The sequence below is a fragment of the Bacteroides sp. genome (assembly GCF_052357945.1).
Taxonomy (GTDB): Bacteria; Bacteroidota; Bacteroidia; order Bacteroidales; family Bacteroidaceae; genus Bacteroides.
Map to the genome: position 1 here is coordinate 1 of NZ_DAWCXD010000043.1, position 19,069 is coordinate 19,069.

Consider the following 19,069-nt stretch of genomic DNA (forward strand, 5'->3'; position numbering starts at 1 on the left):
ATATATAGTATACAAATGATTCATTGAATCAGGATTTGTATTAATTGACCAGTTTGTAGTATGATTCATATAAGAAATCCTCCTTCGGTTGCCAAAAGACAAGTGAAGGAGGATTTTATCGATAAATAGGTGCTTTTTTACTTATTTCTTATCGTTTTCGCGAATCTCCACCCGGCGGATCTTACCACTGATTGTCTTAGGTAGCTCTTCTACGAACTCAATCACGCGTGGATATTTATAAGGAGCAGTCACTTTCTTTACATGATTCTGTAATTCCTTAATCAGTTCTTCTCCTGCACGTGCTTTATAATCTTTGGATAGAACAATCGTAGCTTTTACTACCTGGCCGCGAATTTCGTCGGGTACTCCGGTAATAGCACATTCCACAACAGCCGGATGAGTCATCAACGCACTTTCCACTTCGAATGGGCCGATGCGGTAACCGGAACTCTTGATTACGTCGTCTGCACGACCGACAAACCAAAGGTAGCCATCCTCGTCTTTCCAGGCAACATCGCCGGTGTAATAAATACCATCGTGCCAAGCTTCGTGAGTGCGTTCCGCATCCCGGTAGTATTCTTTGAAAAGTCCGAGAGGTTTACCTTTGCTGGTGCGGATTACAATTTGTCCTTGTTCACCCGCTTCAACAGAGCGACCTTCATGGTCGATCAAGTCTACATCATATTGAGGATTCGGCAGCCCCATGCTTCCCGGTTTCGGTTCCATCCAAGGCATAGTGGCGATGGTGAGGGTTGTTTCTGTTTGTCCGAAACCTTCCATCAGTTTGATACCCGTCAGTTTCTTGAAAGTTTCAAATACAGCGGGGTTCAATGCTTCTCCGGCAATGGTGCAGTATTTTAGTGAAGATAAATCAAACTTTGTCAGGTCTTCGTGAATCAAGAACCGGAAGATGGTAGGAGGTGCACAGAGGGAAGTGACATGATATTCCTGGATTTTTTCCAGAATAGCTGCCGGGGTAAACTTCTCGTGGTCGTAGACGAAGATATTGGCTCCGGCAATCCATTGTCCGTAAAGTTTTCCCCATACTGCTTTTCCCCAGCCGGTATCGGCAATGGTGAGGTGAAGACTGTTCTCGTCCAGGTTGTGCCAAAAACTACCGGTAACGATATGACCTAACGGATAAGTAAAGTCATGTGCCACCATCTTAGGTTCGCCGGTAGTGCCGGAAGTAAAATACATCAGAGAGATGTCGTCGTTAGTGTTCGCATGGCGCGGACGTACAAACGGAGCAGCATTTTCGATACCCTGATGGAAATCTTCGAAGCCTTCCGGGATTTCCGGACCGACACTGACTAACTTTTCAACCGTGGGACATTCGGGAAGAGCATCTTTGATATGTTGCAGGATGATTCCTTCGCCGGCAGCTACGATCATTTTGATGTCGGCAGCGTTGCAGCGATAGATAATATCCTTCTTGGTCAGCAAGTGAGTAGCCGGAATAACGGTTGCTCCTAGTTTGTGAAGAGCGATGGTGCTATACCAGAACTCATAACGGCGTTTCAGAATCAGCATCACCATGTCGCCACGGCCGATACCCAGGCTCTGGAAGTAAGAAGCGGTCATGTCCGTAGATCGTTTCATGTCGGCAAATGAGAATTGGCGACTTTCGCCTTTGTCATTTGTCCAAAGTAAAGCGTTCTTGTCAGGTTGTTCGGCAGCCCAGGCGTCTACTACGTCATAGCCGAAGTTGAAGTTCTCCGGGACGTTTATTTTCAAGTTTTTGATAAAATCCTCTTGTGAACTGAAAGAGGTCTGTGATAAAAATCTTTCTACCATGATGTTATTACATAATTACTGCCAGAAAACGTACCGTTTTGCCATCGAGCGCTTTCATGCCATGTGGAAGTTTAGAGTTAAAATAGATACTGTCGCCTTGGTTGAGGATGATTTCTTTACCTTCGATGTTGATAAGCATACGTCCTTCGATGACAAGGTTGAATTCTTGTCCGTTATGTTGGTTATAATGGATTGGTTCGTCGTTTGCTTTCGGTTCAACAGTGACGATGAACGGGTCGGCGGTACGGTTCATGAATCCTGAAGCCAGTGATTGGTATTTATAAGCTTTGGTACGTTCGATGCTGACTCCTTTGCCGGCACGGGTCACGAAGTAGCTGCTCATTTTAGGCTCTTCGCCAAACATCAGGGCGTCGAGAGCTATATTATACGTGCGGGCTATTTTTTGTAACATGCTGACAGAGATATCGCAGTTTCCGGTTTCTGCAAGTCGGTATTCTTCGGCAGAGATGTCGCTGTCGCGGGCGATATCCTCTGCGGTCAGTTCCAGTACTTCACGTAATCCGCGGAGGCGTTCTGCGATTTGTTTAATTTGTTCATTCATACAAGTGGTTCGTATTTTTATGATTAATAATTCTATGGTATTATTTGGAGGCTTTCATGGCTTTGATGATAGCGGAGGTGAATCCGTTGTGTTCCAGTTCATTGATCCCCTTGATTGTGATTCCGCCCGGGGTGGTAACCTTGTCGATTTCTACGCTGGGGTGGGTGTCATTGTTCTGAATCAGTGCGGCTGCTCCTTTTAAGGATTGTGCTATCATCTGCATGGCATCTTTGGGACGAAGTCCCATTTCGATTCCGGCTTGCATGGCTGCCTGAACGTATTTCAATACGTAAGCGATGCCGCAGGAGGTCAATGCGGTGGCTGCCGCTATTTTATCTTCGGGAATAAGCATCACGGTTCCCATCTCGCTGAACAACCGGAGGATGAATTTGTCTTGTTCATCGTTCGTATTGCGGGCGGCAACAAGCGTCATACTTTCCAGTTCGCTGATAGCGGTGTTCGGAATCAGGCGGAACATGGCCATTTCCGGTGCTACGACGTAATGAGCCAGTTCTTCAAAACTGATGCCGGCAGCTACGGAGATGAGTATCTGTTTGCTTTTCAGTTTCAATTCGCGCATCACCGGTTCCATAAACCACGGTTTGACAGCAAGGATGACAATATCTGCGCCTGTGGCAGCTTCCACATTGCTGTTGGTGATAGAGATACCCGGAAATTCCTTTTTCAGTTTCTCTAGTTTTCCGGCACTCGGATTGGACACAATGATGTCCGAATCGTCTATCAGACTTCCTTTTGCCAGGCCACGGGCTATTGAACCGCCCATGTTTCCTGCACCGATAATGGCTATTTTCATATACGCTTATTTTTAATGAGTTGTTAAAGGCAAAGGTAACAGTTAATTACGAAAAAACAAAAAGCAGCCGGAATAAGAAATAAATTTCTAATAAAGGCTGCTTTTATCGTTGGCTGTTTATTAATCAAATGAGCGATTAGAGTACTTTCTTGAACCGGGCAAGGAAGTCTTCCGCTTCCTCCATACTAAGGCAAAGAGGAGGTAACAGGCGAAGTACATTCGTACCGCTTGCTCCGGTAAATACATGCTCGTCATAGATGAGGCGGCTACGTAGTTCTTTGATGGGTTCTTCGAATTCGAGTCCGATCATGAGTCCGCGTCCGCGTACCTCTTTTATTTGCGGGAATTTCTTCAGTTCTTCCAGTAAGTAGTTACCTACTACCTTTGCGTTTTCTATCAGATTTTCTTGCTCAATGACGTCCATCACAGCGAGTGCTGCCGAGCATGCCAGATGGTTTCCGCCGAAGGTAGTTCCCAATTGACCATATATCGGTTTAAACATCGGGCTGATTAGGACACCTGCCATCGGGAAACCGTTGCCGATACCTTTGGCTACAGTGATGATGTCCGGCTTGATGTCATTATATTGATGGGCGAAGAATTTACCGCTACGTCCGTATCCGCTCTGAATTTCATCGAGAATCAGGATCGTTCCTGTTTCGCTGCAAGCTTTGCGGAGTTCCTGCATAAATTCGGTGGTCGGTATCTTGATGCCGCCTACCCCTTGTATTCCTTCAATGATAACAGCACATGTGTCGCCTTTAGACAGTTCCTGTTTCATCGCTTCCATATCGTTGAGCGGGAGATAGGTGACATGACCGTTATTGTTGATAGGGGCGATAATGGAAGGATTGTGAGTCGCTTCTACCGCCAGAGACGTCCGTCCGTGAAATGCCTTGTTGAAAGATACGATTTTGGTACGTCCGTTATAGAAGGAAGCCAGCTTCAAGGCATTTTCGTTCGCTTCGGCCCCACTGTTAATCAGGAACAGGCTGTAGTCTTCGTAACCGGAAATCTTGCCCAGTCGTTCGGCTACCTCTTGTTGGAGCTTGTTGATGACGGAGTTTGAGTAGAAACCAAGTTTAGCCACCTGGTTACTGATCATTGCTGTATAGTGAGGGTGTGCATGTCCGATAGAGATAACGGCATGACCTCCGTAGAGATCCAGATATTCCGTTCCGTTCTCATCCCATACTTTGCAACTGTCGCCCTTGACAATGTTGATGTTATATAAAGGATATACGTCGAATAATTTCATAATTCTTTGTTTTTAAAACGCTGAAGGCTTCAGACGTAGTCCTACGGTTTCTTCCAGATTGAACATCAGGTTCATGTTATGAACCGCTTGTCCGCTGGCGCCTTTCAGCAAATTGTCGATACAAGAGATAATCAATAGTTTGTCACCGTGTTTCTCCAGATGTATCAGGCACTTATTAGTATTAACGACTTGTTTCAAGTCAATATTCTTGTCTACGATGTGTACAAAGGAGTCTTTTGCATAATATTCCTCATACATACGAACGATTTCTTCCAGTGCTACTTTGGTTTTGACTACCATCGTTGCAAAGATACCACGAGCGAAATCGCCACGGTATGGAATGAAGTCGATCTCCGCATCGAAACTGTTTTGCAGCTGTTTCAGTGATTGCTTGATTTCCGGAACATGCTGGTGCTCGAATGCTTTGTACACACTCATATTGTTGTTTCTCCAACTGAAATGACTGGTAGCACCCGGTTTCACTCCGGCTCCCGTACTTCCTGTAATGGCATTTACCATTACATCATCCGTCAGCATCAGATTCTTGGCAAGCGGAAGTAAACCGAGCTGGATGCAGGTTGCAAAACAGCCGGGATTGGCTACGTGCTTTGCCGTACAAGTGGCACGGCGGTTCAGTTCCGGCAGGCCGTAGATAAAGTCGTGGTCGTCACTCATAATGCGGTAGTCCATCGAGAGGTCGATAATCTTCAGGTCTTCCGGTATGTTGTGACTTTCCATGAATTTCTTTGTATCGCCGTGGGCGGTGCAGAAAAAGAGAACGTCGATTTCGTCCAGAGGTAACTGGTCGGTGAATCTTAGATCTGTTTCTCCATACAAGCCTTCGTGTACGTCGGTAATTCTGTTTCCGGCATTACTGCTGCTGTTGATAAATACGATTTCAGTTTCCGGATGGTTGAGCAGCAGACGGATTAATTCGCCTGCTGTATATCCTGCGCCACCAATGATTCCTGCTTTAATCATATCTCTTCGTCTTTGTGGTTATTATAGTAAACACGTAGCGGAGTAGAAGTGACTTTGATAAAGCCTTTGGCGTCTTCGGCTGTCCAGCCTTTCTGCATTTCACCGTATTCTCCGAATTTAGTCTTCACCAGATCATCTTCCGATTCTACACCTACGGTAGAGAAGGAGAGAGGGCGAAGCTCGAGGATAGCCGTACCGTTTACGTTACGCTGGCTTTCCTGCAACATCGCTTCGATGTCACGCATCACCGGTTCGAGGTATTGGCTTTCGTGGAGGAACATACCGTACCAGTTGGCTACCTGGTCTTTCCAGTATTGCTGCCATTTGCTCAATGTATATTTCTCGAGGAAGCGATGGGCACCGATAATCAACATCGGGGCGGCTGCTTCGAATCCTACACGGCCTTTGATGCCGATAATTGTATCACCCACGTGCATATCACGGCCGATACCGTATGCTGCACCAATCTCTTCCACTTTCTGGATGGCTTTGATCGGGTCGTCAAACTTCTCGTCGTTGACAGCTTTCAGTTCCCCTTTTTCGAAAGTCAGGCGAAGCTGTTCGCTGCCTTCTTTTTCAACATGTTTGAGGTAGGCTGTTTCCGGGAGTCCTTGCGCGGAGTCGAGGATTTCGCCACCACAGATAGAAGTACCCCACAAACCTACATTATAAGAGTATTTCAGTTTGGTGAAGTCCGCGCTGAAACCATGTTTGTTCAGATAATCAATTTCTTCCTGACGGCTCAATGCCATGTCACGGGTCAATGTGATGATTTCTACATTGGGAGCCAGTACGAGGAAAGTCATGTCGAAACGGATTTGGTCATTGCCTGCTCCGGTAGAACCGTGTGCGATGGCATCCGCACCGATTTCATTGGCATATCGTGCGATGGCCAATGCCTGGAAAATACGTTCGGAACTAACAGAAATAGGATAAGTACCGTTACGCAGCACATTTCCGAAAACCATGTATTTCAGGCTCTTTTCGTAGTATTCCTGGGTAACGTCCAGCGTCACGTATTTCACTGCTCCCAGTTTATAAGCGTTTTCTTCGTTTGTTTTCAGTTGTTCTTCGCTGAAACCACCCGTATTGGCACAAGCTGCATATACTTCGTAACCTTTTTCTTTGGCGAGGTACATGACGGTGAACGATGTGTCCAGTCCGCCGCTGAATGCCACCACTACTTTTTTCTTCTTTTCTTCCATAGTGCTGTATCTTTTAAATGTTATTTCTTTCTTGTTCTTTTTTGATGTTCCGCGGCTCTGTCGGATCGTACAGCATGGCTGTGCAGATGCAGAACTTGCGGTTTTTCGCTACCAGAATATCATGGTTGATACATCCTTCGCATCCTTTCCAGAAAGCTTCATCGTCTGTCAGTTCGTTGAAGGTGACAGGTACATAACCCAGTTCGGTGTTCATCTTCATGACAGCTGCTCCGGAGGTCAGACTGAATATTTTTGCTTTCGGCCATCGGAGACGTGCCAGTTGGAAAGAAGCTTGTTTAATACGTTTTGCCAGTCCTAATCCACGGAAATCGGGATGAACGATCAGACCGGAAGTAGCCACGTATTGCTTGTTTCCCCATGATTCGATGTAGGTGAATCCGGCAAAAGTATCGCCACAAAGAGCAATAATCGCCTTACCTTCTTTCATCTTTGTCGCTACGTATTCGTGTGTGCGTTCCGCAATTCCTGTTCCTCGTACGGCGGCAGCATTTCTGATAGTTTCCAAAATAGTGTCAACGTAAACCTCATGTGAGGCGTCGGCTACCATAACATCTATTTGTTGAGTGTCCATTTCTTTATTATATAATAATAGGTATAATTATTCGATATTGGGAATGATGAGTGACAGAAGCTGACGTATTTTGCTGATGGCAACTCCTTCACGCAACACCAACATGATTGTATCGTCACCGGCAATGGTTCCCAGTATTTCACTGAATTCATTGTTGTCGATGTCATACGCCATGCTGCTCGCATAACCGGGACGGGTGCGGATAACGGCAATGTTACCGGAAAACTGCAAAGAGATAAATCCGTTGTTACGTAACATTTCACCGGCACTCTGGTCGGTAGAACGTTTATACATTATGTTGTTCGGCAGTACATATACGTACTTTCCGTTCATACTGGCAGCCTTGGCTACTTTCAATTGTTTCAAGTCGCGGGAGAGGGTGGCCTGTGTCAGTTCGAAGCCTTCGCGGTTCAACTCTTGCAGCAGTTCTTCCTGCGAACCGACCTCCTTGCTTGAGATAATCATTTTGATGGCGTCTAACCGATTTGCTTTCTTCTTCATTGTATAATTATTCTAAGAATGGCGCAAAAGTATGCATTATTTTGGAGAAAATATGCATAAAACCAAAGTTTTTTTGCATAAAAGTGAAAAATATGCTAAACGGTGAGAGCCTGCTTTTTTGTTTTGTGTCAAAATGTATACCCTTTCAATCAAAATACATAAGGAAAGGGAGGAGGGAATCGCCTATCTTTGCCATGTAGGTAAATGGATACCTTAAATATATAGACAGAATACCATGAAACAAAACTTTTTTGCAGTCGACCTGGGCGCAACGAGCGGCCGTACAATCTTAGGAACTTTCATCGAAGGCGGATTAAATCTGGAAGAGATTAATCGTTTTCCTAACCACCTGATTGAAGTGGGTGGACATTTCTATTGGGATATTTATGCATTATATCGTCATATTATTGACGGATTGAAGTTGGTGGCTCATCGTGGCGAATCCATTGCTTCTATCGGTATTGATACCTGGGGAGTGGATTTTGTATGCGTCGGAAAAGATGGTAACCTGCTTCGTCAGCCATACGCGTACCGTGATCCTCATACGGTAGGTGCACCGGAAGCTCTTTTCTCCCGTATTTCGCGTAGTGAAGTCTATGGCAAAACGGGCATTCAGATTATGAATTTTAATTCACTTTTTCAATTAGATACTTTACGTCGCAATCACGACAGCGCATTGGAGGCGGCAGATAAAATTCTGTTTATGCCGGATGCATTAAGTTATATGCTGACCGGAGAGATGGTGACGGAATATACAATTGCTTCGACAGCGCAGCTGGTAAATGCTCAAACACGTCGTCTGGAACCGGAGTTGTTGAAAGCAGTCGGCTTGAGTGAAAAGAATTTCGGACGTTTTGTATTCCCCGGCGAAAAGGTGGGAGTATTGACGAAAGAAGTGCAAAAGATAACCGGACTGGGGGCAATTCCTGTGATTGCGGTAGCCGGCCATGATACCGGTTCTGCTGTTGCTGCTGTTCCGGCATTGGATCGCAACTTTGCTTATTTGAGCAGTGGGACTTGGTCACTGATGGGAGTTGAAACGGATGCTCCGGTGATTAATGCTGAAACGGAAGCGTTGAACTTTACCAATGAAGGCGGGGTGGAAGGAACCATCCGTCTGTTGAAGAATATCTGTGGAATGTGGTTGTTGGAACGTTGTCGTTTGAATTGGGGAGATACAAGCTATCCTGAATTAATCAATGAGGCGGATGCTTGCGAACCGTTCCGTAGTCTGATTAATCCGGATGATGACTGTTTCGCGAATCCTGCGGATATGGAAAAAGCCATTGCTGAATATTGCCGGGCTACCGGACAAGCAGTTCCCGAGAAACGTGGACAAGTGGTGCGTTGTATTTTTGAAAGTCTGGCTTTGCGTTATCGTCAGGTATTGGAGAATTTACGTTCGCTTTCTCCCCGTCCGATTGATACATTGCACGTAATTGGCGGCGGTAGCCGGAATGATCTGTTGAACCAGTTTACTGCTAATGCGATAGGAATTCCTGTGATAGCCGGTCCGTCTGAAGCAACAGCTATCGGTAATGTAATGATTCAGGCAATGGCAGCAGGTGAAGCAACGGATGTTGCCGGTATGCGCCAGTTAATCAACCGCTCTATCCCGTTGAAAACTTATCAGCCGCAAGATACGGAAGCTTGGGACGCGGCTTATATCCATTTTAAGAATTGCGTTCGATAATACATTGAATAACCGACAGAATAATCATTTATTTAAACTAATAGAATATCATGAAAAAAGAAGAACTGATTCAGAAAGCGTATGAGATTGCTGTGGAACGTTATGCAGCAGTAGGTGTGGACACCGAACAAGTATTGAAAACGATGCAGGATTTTCATCTGTCACTTCACTGCTGGCAGGCTGACGACGTTGCAGGATTTGAAGTACAGGCCGGCTCATTGACCGGAGGTATTCAGGCAACCGGTAATTATCCGGGCAAAGCTCGTAATATTGATGAATTGCGTGCTGACATTTTGAAAGCTGCTTCTTATATTCCGGGTACTCATCGTTTGAACCTGCACGAAATCTATGGAGATTTCCAGGGTAAGGTGGTAGACCGTGACCAAGTAGAACCGGAACATTTCAAGAGCTGGATCGAATGGGGTAAAGAACATAACATGAAGCTCGATTTCAACTCTACCTCTTTCTCTCATCCGAAATCAGGTGACTTGTCTCTTTCTAATCCTGATGAAGGCATCCGTCAGTTCTGGATTGAACATACCAAACGCTGTCGTGCCGTTGCGGAAGAAATGGGTAAGGCACAGGGGGATCCGTGTATCATGAATCTTTGGGTACATGACGGAAGCAAGGATATTACGGTAAATCGTATGAAATATCGTGCATTGCTGAAAGATTCTTTGGATCAGATCTTCGCTACCGAATATAAGAATATGAAGGATTGTATCGAATCTAAGGTGTTCGGTATCGGTCTGGAAAGCTATACAGTGGGTTCTAATGACTTCTATATCGGTTATGGTGCTTCTCGTAACAAGATGATTACACTGGATACCGGTCACTTCCATCCAACAGAAAGTGTAGCTGATAAAGTATCTTCACTGTTGCTTTATGTGCCTGAATTGATGTTGCACGTGAGCCGTCCGGTTCGTTGGGATTCAGACCACGTTACTATCATGGATGATCCGACAATGGAACTGTTCAGCGAAATCGTTCGTTGCGGTGCTTTGGACCGTGTACATTATGGTCTTGACTACTTCGATGCATCTATCAACCGTATTGGTGCATACGTAATCGGTAGTCGTGCAGCACAGAAATGTATGACTCGTGCTTTGCTCGAACCGATTGCCAAGTTGCGCGAATACGAAGCAAACGGACAGGGATTCCAACGTCTGGCTTTGCTCGAAGAAGAAAAGGCGCTTCCTTGGAATGCAGTTTGGGATATGTTCTGCTTGAAGAACAATGTTCCTGTTGGTGAAGATTTCATCGCAGAAATTGAAAAGTACGAAGCCGAAGTAACTTCTAAACGATAAGTTATGGAAATCTTAATCGGCTTATTGATTATAGCCATCGGTAGCTTTTGCCAGTCCAGTTCTTATGTACCTATCAAAAAGGTAAAAGAATGGAGCTGGGAAAGCTTCTGGTTAATACAAGGTGTATTTGCCTGGTTAGTGTTCCCGTTCCTGGGTTCACTACTGGGTGTACCCCAAGAGAGCAGTTTGTTCGATTTGTGGGGAGCAGGAGGTGCTGGAATGAGCATCTTTTATGGTATATTGTGGGGAGTAGGAGGGTTGACTTTCGGACTTTCCATGCGCTATTTGGGTGTTGCGCTCGGACAGAGTATCTCACTGGGTACTTGTGCCGGTTTCGGTACCCTTCTTCCGGCTCTTTTTGCCGGTACAAACTTGTTTGAAGGTAACGGGCTGATTCTTTTGTTGGGTGTTTGCATCACGTTGGCAGGTATTGCTATTATCGGGTATGCCGGTAGCTTGCGTGCACAAAACATGAGTGAAGAAGAAAAACGTGCTGCCGTAAAAGACTTTGCATTGACAAAAGGGTTACTGGTTGCACTTTTGGCTGGTGTCATGAGTGCCTGCTTTGCTTTGGGACTGGATGCAGGAACACCTATCAAAGAAGCCGCTTTGGCTGGTGGAGTGGAAGGGCTTTATGCCGGTCTTCCGGTTATCTTTCTGGTTACGCTTGGAGGCTTCCTGACAAATACAGCTTACTGTTTGCAACAGAATGTGGTTAACAAAACGATGGGTGACTATGCTAAAGGAAAAGTGTGGGGCAATAATCTAGTGTTCTGTGCGTTGGCTGGTGTACTATGGTATATGCAGTTTTTCGGATTGGAAATGGGTAAGAGCTTCCTCACCGAAAGCCCGGTGTTACTGGCTTTCTCCTGGTGTATCCTGATGGCATTGAACGTAACCTTTAGTAATGTTTGGGGAATAATTCTGAAAGAATGGAAAGGGGTGTCAAACAAGACCATAACTGTGCTGATAGCTGGTCTGATCGTACTTATCTTCTCTTTAGTATTCCCAAATTTGTTTTAAAAAAATCAAGAACGGATTACACGGATTACGCAGTTTTTTTATAACTTGCGGCAAAATCCATGTAATCCGTGCCTAATTAAAATATATATATAATGAAATCAATTTTAGAGAATCGTCCGGCACTTGCCAAAGAAGTAAACAAGGTAGCAGAAGTTGCCGGATACTTGTGGCAGAAAGGATGGGCTGAACGTAATGGTGGTAATATCACTGTTAATATCACAGAGTTTGTAGACGATGAAATCCGTCAGATGAAGCCGATCAGCGAAGTAAAATCTATCGGTGTGACTCTTCCTTATCTGAAAGGCTGCTATTTCTACTGCAAGGGAACTAATAAACGCATGCGTGATTTAGCCCGCTGGCCGATGGAAAATGGTTCGGTAATCCGTATTCTGGATGACTGTGCCAGCTATGTGATTATTGCGGATGAAGCCGTAGCCCCGACATCGGAATTGCCTTCTCACTTGAGCGTACACAATGACCTGTTGAGCAAAAACTCTCCTTATAAAGCATCTGTACACACACACCCGATCGAACTGATTGCCATGACACATTGTCCGAAGTTTCTGGAAAAAGATGTGGCTACCAATCTGTTGTGGAGTATGATTCCTGAAACAAAGGCATTCTGCCCGCGTGGTTTGGGTATCATTCCTTATAAATTACCTAGTTCGGTGGAATTGGCTGAAGCTACCATCAAAGAATTGCAGGATTACGATGTGGTGATGTGGGAGAAACATGGTGTATTTGCAGTGGATTGCGATGCGATGCAGGCATTCGATCAGATTGATGTACTCAATAAGTCGGCTCTGATTTATATCGCAGCTAAAAATATGGGCTTCGAACCGGATGGTATGAGTCAGGAACAGATGAAAGAAATGTCAGTTGCTTTCAATCTTCCTAAATAAAACAACAAATAGCACAATTATGAATCGCATTATTTTAAACGAAACTTCTTACTTCGGTGCCGGATGCCGTAGTGTCATTGCTGTGGAAGCAGCCAGACGTGGCTTTAAGAAAGCCTTTTTTGTAACGGATAAAGATCTTATCAAGTTTGGTGTAGCTGCCGAAATCATTAAAGTATTTGATGAAAATCAGATTCCTTACGAACTTTATAGTGATGTAAAAGCGAACCCTACGATTGCAAATGTACAAAACGGTGTGGCGGCATACAAAGCTTCCGGAGCTGATTTTATCGTTGCTTTGGGCGGCGGTTCTTCCATCGATACTGCCAAGGGAATCGGTATTGTTGTGAACAATCCGGATTTTGCAGACGTGAAATCTCTGGAAGGGGTAGCCGATACCAAACACAAAGCGGTGCCTACTTTCGCGCTGCCTACTACTGCCGGAACAGCTGCCGAGGTAACGATCAATTATGTGATTATTGATGAAGATGCCCGCAAGAAAATGGTTTGCGTAGACCCGAACGACATTCCTGCCGTAGCTATCGTAGACCCTGAACTGATGTACTCAATGCCAAAAGGATTGACTGCAGCTACCGGTATGGATGCTTTGACTCATGCCATTGAAAGTTATATCACTCCGGGTGCCTGGGTAATGAGCGATATGTTCGAATTGAAAGCCATTGAAATGATTGCTCAAAACTTGAAAGCAGCTGTGGATAATGGTAAAGATGTGGCAGCCCGCGAAGCAATGTCACAGGCACAATATATTGCCGGTATGGGATTCTCGAATGTCGGTTTAGGAATTGTTCATTCAATGGCGCATCCGCTAGGTGCGTTCTATGATACTCCTCATGGGGTAGCCAATGCCTTATTGTTGCCGTATGTGATGGAATACAATGCTGAATCTCCGGCAGCTCCGAAATATATCCATATTGCGAAAGCAATGGGAGTGGACACTACCGGAATGAGTGAAGCCGAGGGAGTAAAAGCGGCTGTTGAGGCAGTGAAAGCACTTTCTGCCAGTATCAATATACCGCAGAAATTACATGAAATCAATGTGAAGGAAGAAGATATTCCTGCACTGGCTGTAGCTGCTTTCAATGATGTTTGCACAGGTGGTAATCCTCGTCCTACTTCGGTAGCAGATATTGAAGCCTTGTATCATAAAGCATTCTAAATCTCGTCATAGTAAAGTTTGTTTTTATATAAACATCCGGGGATACTTGAAAGTACACTCCGGATGTTTTTTTATACCCTTGCGTGTGTTTTCTGAAAATAATTCCTATTTTTGTCCAACTCAATTACATGAAAACACTCTGATATGATCGAGGATAATAGTTTGGGATTGGAATTTAAATATCTGATTGTAAATGACATGGACCGTAAATTCGGGCTGTGGGTGAATACCGTCGGCTATCAGTCTATCCCTCCTGATTCACCTTATCCATTGAAAGAGCATCCCTCCGGTTACTTTTTTAATGCGGAAAAAGGAAGGGTACTTCGTGAGTATCAATTGGTATATATCACCAAGGGGCGTGGTTTGTTTTCATCTGATTCTACCTCTGAAAAGCAAGTTTGTAAAGGTCGGCTGATGGTATTGTTTCCCGGACAATGGCATACTTATCGCCCGTTGCGGCAGACTGGTTGGACGGAATATTATATCGGTTTCGAGGGGCCTATGATAGACGCCATTGTTGATGATGCTTTTTTGTCGCAGGAACAGCAAATACTGGAAATAGGCCTTAATGAAGAGTTAGTCTCATTATTCTCCCGTGCTCTTGCCGTAGCCGAAGCGGATAAGATTTCCGCGCAACAATATCTTTCCGGGATTGTGCTCCACATGATAGGGATGATTCTTTCCGTCTCCAAGAATAAGGTTTTCGAGATGAGTGATGTGGATCAGAAGATCGAACAGGCAAAAATCATTATGAATGAAAATGTTTCCGGCAATGTGGACCCGGAAGAGTTGGCTATGCGGCTTAACATCAGTTATTCATGGTTTCGACGTGTTTTCAAGGAGTATACTGGTTATGCTCCCGCCAAATATTTCCAGGAATTGAAACTCCGTAAAGCCAAACAAATGTTAGTAGGAACTTCCCAATCAGTGAAAGAGATTTCTTTTTTTCTGGGTTTCCAGTCTACCGAATATTTTTTCTCTTTTTTCAAGAAACGTACTGGGCTTACCCCGTTGGAATATCGTTCGTTCGGACGGGAAGAATAAAATAGGGTGAAGTCTATATCTATCAGTTATTTTGCTCTGATTTTGGGAATATCATAAAAACTGTTACTTTTGTGACGAGATTAATGTGTGCTATAAACCATCATTCTTGATATGCGCGGACAAAAACTATCTAAGATCCATTTTCTTATTCTGTTATCTCTTTTAGGATTTATATCTCCTCTTCAATCACAGGAATATAAGTTCAGAACATTGGGTGTGGAGGATGGATTGTCGCAAATAACGGTGAGCGATATTTGCCAGGATGAGAAGTCGCGTATATGGATTGCCACACTGGATGGTCTGAATTGTTTCGATGGCAATCATATTAAAGTCTTTAATCATTTTCATAACGATTCCATCAGTTATGGTAATCTATATGTCACCCAGATGGTGGAGGACGGCCAGGGGAGTCTTTTTCTCTTGACCTCTACGGGACTTTTCCAGTTCGACCTTGAAACGGAGAAATATTATATTCTTCCGGTGGCTTCTCCCACCACCCTTGCCAAAGGAAAGACGGGAGTGTGGATTGCAGAAGGAGGAAAACTCTTCTTATATGATAAGAATACCCGTTCCGTGAAACCAATGTATGCGGAGGTACATTTGCCGGACACCGGGCCGACAATGGTAGAAGGTTCGGAAGGAAATCTTTGGGTTGCTTTGAAGGATGGCGGGGTGATGCGTGTGGATACTTGTGGATCGATGTCGCTTTATTTGCCCGGAATTAAGGTGATGAAACTGATAAAAAGTAACGATCAGAATATTTGGGTTGGTTCGCAGGATCATGGTGTTTTCTGTTTTTCACCTCAAGGTGCAGTCATACATCATTATGATTATAACAACAAGAGTGTTTACACGGTCCGGGATGATATGGCAAGAGCGCTATGTCAGGATTTGGAAGGGAATATATGGGTAGGTTACAGAAGCGGATTGAGTAAGATTGAGGTGGCTACCGGGAAAATATTTCATTATCAGGCGGATCCTAACCGGGTGGGGGCTATGTCCAATCGTTCGGTGACTTCTCTTTATACGGACAAACAAGGAACTGTCTGGGTGGGGACCTATTGGGGCGGCGTGAACTTCTTCTCACCGGAATATCAACATTTTGTACATTATCATGCTTCGGATACCGGATTGTCTTTTCCGGTGGTGGGTGCTATGGCAGAAGATAAATCCGGAAATATATGGATTTGTACAGAAGGTGGGGGACTGGATTTATATCAACCGGAACAAGGAACATTCAAACATTTTAATGCGCATACCGGATATCATTTTAGTACGGATTATCTGAAAGATGTCGTTTTTGATGAGGCTAATAACTGCTTGTGGATCGCTGCAGACTTTACAAATAAAGTAAATTGTTTTCATCTTAATAACTATCGGAACGACATCTATAATCTTGAACCGCTTGGAGAGGAAAGTGTAGGAGAGGCCCTGTTTGCCTTGGCAGATACGCCTCGTAAATTGTATGTCGGGACAACATCAGCTATTGTGAGTTTGGATAAACAGACCTTGAAATCCGAGGTGTTGTTTCATCAGAAGGAACTGTTTACACATAATTATAACACCCTATTACTTGATTCGAAAAACAGATTATGGTTTGCTGCCGATGACGGTTGTGTAGCTTATGTGATTGATGAAAAGCGGTTTGAAACCTATAGGATAAGTCTGAAGAAACGGGTCAGATCTCAAAAAGAGTTGGTCAATGTTATCTATGAAGATCGAAAGGGAAATATTTGGGTAGGGACACATGGCAACGGACTTTTCTTGCTGGATAAGAAAGAACGTTTGTTTCGTTTACATACTCCTGAAAGTGTGTTGTCGGGAGAAAATATCAGGGTACTGGGGGAAACCCCTTCCGGGAATTTGCTGATTGGAACCGGACATGGATTGTCAATGCTGGAACAGAAAGAGGGGAAGGTAATCAACTTCAATTCTAAAACCGGATTTCCGCTGACTCTTGTTAATAGGAAATCCATGCATGTATCCCGCAATCATGATATTTATATGGGAGGAGCTACCGGACTGGTTGCCATTCGTGAAAGTAGTTTGTCCTATCCTCCGAAAATATATGATTTGGAGTTGGCGCATTTGTATGTCAATAATAAAGAGATTACCACAGGCGATCAAACCGGCATCCTAAATAAGTCCTTTGCCTATACCGACCGGATTAAATTGAATTATTTGCAGAATGTGTTTTCTATCGGTTTCTCGACAGATAACTTTCTGCATATTGGCGGTGGTGAAGTAGAATACCGGTTGATAGGTTCTAATGACGAATGGAGTGAGAATCGTTTGGGGAATGATATTACTTATACAAATATATCTCCGGGCGATTATGTTTTTGAGATCAGATTGAAGAACTTTCCGGAGGTAATCAGATCTCTTCATATAACGATCACACCACCTTTTTATGCCACCTGGTGGGCTTATACTATTTATGTGTGTGTGATTCTGACGATTCTATTCTTTGTGGTGAGAGAATATAGAATTCGGCTGTTCTTGAAAACATCATTGGATTTTGAACTTCGTGAGAAACAATATATTGAAGAAATGAACCAATCCAAACTGCGTTTCTTCACTAATATCTCACATGAAATCAGAACCCCTATTACCCTTATCCTGGGGCAGGTTGATCTGTTGTTGAATTCCGGTAAGTTGTCTACGTATGCTTATTCGAAATTACTGAATATACATAAAAATGCCGGTAACCTGAAATCATTGATAACGGAGTTGCTTGATTTCCGAAAACAGGAGCAGGGACTTTTGAAATTGAAAGTTTCTCAATTTGATTTATATTCTTTACTCAAAGAGCATTATGTATTGTTCAAAGAATTGGCAGCTAACAGGAATATTTCGTTTGTTTTGCATGCTGACTGTGAGCAATGCCTCGTGTGGGGAGATCGTATGCAATTGCAGAAAGTGGTTAATAACCTGCTGTCGAATGCTTTTAAATATACTTCAGACGGTGGAAGTATCAGTATGGAATTGGCTGATGGAGCGGATGAATGTATGTTTTCCGTTTCAGACAATGGGGCAGGAATATCCGAGGAAGATTACGTGAAGATATTCGAGCAGTTCTATCAGGCCGAGAATATCGGACAGTATGGAGGAACGGGTATCGGGCTGGCTTTAAGTCAGGGGATTGTGAAAGCTCATCAGGGAGATATAACTGTAGAAAGCCAGTTGGGGAAAGGTTCATGCTTTAAGGTCACTCTGAAGAAAGGAGATGCTCACTTTGATTCTTCTGTTTCCCGGATTGAACCGGAGCAGGATAAGGAATATATTTATTATTCGGAAGATAAAGAACTATTGGTTAAGGAGGTACAGTCGGCTCAAAGTGAGAGTGGGACTACTGACTGCAAGCTGTTGGTTATTGATGATAATGAAGAAATCAGAAATATCCTTGTAGATATCTTTTCTCCATTATACACGGTTGAAACTGCAAGTGATGGTGAGGAAGGTTATGAGAAAGTAAAGATGATGCAACCTGATCTGGTTATTTCGGATATTATGATGCCCGGAATGCCCGGAACGGAATTGTGTGCTAAAATTAAGAACAATATTGAAACCTGTCATATCCCCGTCGTTCTTCTGACTGCCCTTAGTGCGCCCGAACGTGAGTTGGAAGGATTGAGAATTGGAGCGGATATTTATGTGGTGAAGCCGTTTAATATGCGGCGGCTGGTGATGCAATGCAATAATCTGATTAATACCCGCAGACTTTTACAGAATAAATATGCCCATCAGCTGGATAGCAAAGCGGAGAAGATTGCAACGAATGAACTCGATCAGAGGTTTATCGAACAAGCGACGCAGGTAGTGGAAGATAATATGGAAAATCCCGAATTCAGTGTAGATGTCTTCTCACGTGAGATGGGGGTGGGACGTACTGTCTTATTCCAGAAGATAAAAGGTATCACGGGAAGTACGCCAAATAATTTTATCATGAATCTGCGTCTGAAAAAAGCGGCATATTTTCTGCAGAATTCTCCGGAAATGAATATATCGGATATTGCTTACCGGTTAGGATTTGGAAATCCTCAATATTTCAATAAATGCTTTAAAGAACTTTTTGATATTGCTCCTACGCAATACCGAAAAGCTCATAATACCTCCTCCGAACCCTCTGTGAAGTGATTAAAATAAGTCATCTGAATTTTTAGACTAGATAAAACGAACAATTCGATAGGGTGCAATATATTCAAATGCAATACTT

General features: G+C 43.9%; 15 protein-coding genes. 7 read left to right on the forward strand and 8 right to left on the reverse strand.

Annotation, left to right across the window (positions count from 1 at the left end; all coding sequences use genetic code 11):
* Positions 1 to 141 precede the first annotated feature (141 nt).
* From ACT8YW_RS10210 to ACT8YW_RS10245, 8 genes are all read right to left on the reverse strand, one after another.
* On the reverse strand, positions 142 to 1,797 hold the full coding sequence (locus ACT8YW_RS10210) for an AMP-binding protein (RefSeq protein WP_008645207.1): 1,656 nt from the start codon (positions 1,795 to 1,797) through the stop codon (positions 142 to 144).
* 7 nt (positions 1,798 to 1,804) lie between these two features.
* Positions 1,805 to 2,359, reverse strand: a complete 555-nt coding sequence (locus ACT8YW_RS10215) for a helix-turn-helix domain-containing protein (RefSeq protein ID WP_117809413.1) — start codon at positions 2,357 to 2,359, stop codon at positions 1,805 to 1,807.
* A gap of 40 nt (positions 2,360 to 2,399) precedes the next feature.
* Positions 2,400 to 3,173 (reverse strand): pyrroline-5-carboxylate reductase, encoded by a 774-nt coding sequence (gene proC, locus ACT8YW_RS10220; protein ID WP_004310476.1) that lies wholly within the window; start codon positions 3,171 to 3,173, stop codon positions 2,400 to 2,402.
* A gap of 136 nt (positions 3,174 to 3,309) precedes the next feature.
* The gene (locus ACT8YW_RS10225; protein WP_444104844.1) at positions 3,310 to 4,431 is read right to left on the reverse strand and encodes an aspartate aminotransferase family protein; all 1,122 of its coding nucleotides are present in this window, start codon (positions 4,429 to 4,431) and stop codon (positions 3,310 to 3,312) included.
* 12 nt (positions 4,432 to 4,443) lie between these two features.
* Positions 4,444 to 5,412, reverse strand: a complete 969-nt coding sequence (gene argC / locus ACT8YW_RS10230) for an N-acetyl-gamma-glutamyl-phosphate reductase (protein WP_004313800.1) — start codon at positions 5,410 to 5,412, stop codon at positions 4,444 to 4,446.
* A complete protein-coding gene (locus ACT8YW_RS10235) occupies positions 5,409 to 6,617 on the reverse strand; it encodes an argininosuccinate synthase (RefSeq protein WP_004310468.1) in 1,209 nt (402 codons plus the stop codon). Before ACT8YW_RS10235 ends, argC begins: the two co-directional genes overlap by 4 nt.
* 13 nt (positions 6,618 to 6,630) lie before the next feature.
* A complete protein-coding gene (locus tag ACT8YW_RS10240) occupies positions 6,631 to 7,209 on the reverse strand; it encodes a GNAT family N-acetyltransferase (RefSeq protein ID WP_004299851.1) in 579 nt (192 codons plus the stop codon).
* Between the two features lie 27 nt (positions 7,210 to 7,236).
* On the reverse strand, positions 7,237 to 7,710 hold the full coding sequence (locus ACT8YW_RS10245) for an arginine repressor (RefSeq protein WP_004310466.1): 474 nt from the start codon (positions 7,708 to 7,710) through the stop codon (positions 7,237 to 7,239).
* Positions 7,711 to 7,945: 235 nt separating this feature from the next.
* Between ACT8YW_RS10245 and rhaB the strand changes: the two genes are divergently transcribed.
* From rhaB to ACT8YW_RS10280, 7 genes are all read left to right on the forward strand, one after another.
* Positions 7,946 to 9,403 carry a rhamnulokinase gene (gene rhaB, locus ACT8YW_RS10250; RefSeq protein WP_444104845.1) on the forward strand — a complete coding sequence of 486 codons (1,458 nt, stop codon included), beginning with the start codon at positions 7,946 to 7,948 and terminating at the stop codon, positions 9,401 to 9,403.
* Positions 9,404 to 9,453: 50 nt separating this feature from the next.
* Entirely contained in the window at positions 9,454 to 10,710 is a 1,257-nt protein-coding gene (locus ACT8YW_RS10255; RefSeq protein WP_008018351.1) for an L-rhamnose isomerase, read from the forward strand.
* A gap of 3 nt (positions 10,711 to 10,713) precedes the next feature.
* Positions 10,714 to 11,733, forward strand: a complete 1,020-nt coding sequence (rhaT, locus tag ACT8YW_RS10260; RefSeq protein WP_444104846.1) for an L-rhamnose/proton symporter RhaT — start codon at positions 10,714 to 10,716, stop codon at positions 11,731 to 11,733.
* Between the two features lie 92 nt (positions 11,734 to 11,825).
* A complete protein-coding gene (gene rhaD / locus ACT8YW_RS10265) occupies positions 11,826 to 12,635 on the forward strand; it encodes a rhamnulose-1-phosphate aldolase (protein WP_004299882.1) in 810 nt (269 codons plus the stop codon).
* A gap of 19 nt (positions 12,636 to 12,654) precedes the next feature.
* The gene (fucO, locus tag ACT8YW_RS10270; protein WP_444104847.1) at positions 12,655 to 13,809 is read left to right on the forward strand and encodes a lactaldehyde reductase; all 1,155 of its coding nucleotides are present in this window, start codon (positions 12,655 to 12,657) and stop codon (positions 13,807 to 13,809) included.
* Between the two features lie 144 nt (positions 13,810 to 13,953).
* On the forward strand, positions 13,954 to 14,853 hold the full coding sequence (locus ACT8YW_RS10275; protein WP_004310460.1) for an AraC family transcriptional regulator: 900 nt from the start codon (positions 13,954 to 13,956) through the stop codon (positions 14,851 to 14,853).
* A 111-nt stretch (positions 14,854 to 14,964) separates the two neighbouring features.
* Positions 14,965 to 18,990: a hybrid sensor histidine kinase/response regulator transcription factor gene (locus ACT8YW_RS10280; protein ID WP_444104848.1), complete on the forward strand. Its 4,026-nt coding sequence runs from the start codon at positions 14,965 to 14,967 to the stop codon at positions 18,988 to 18,990.
* Positions 18,991 to 19,069: the final 79 nt, after the last annotated feature.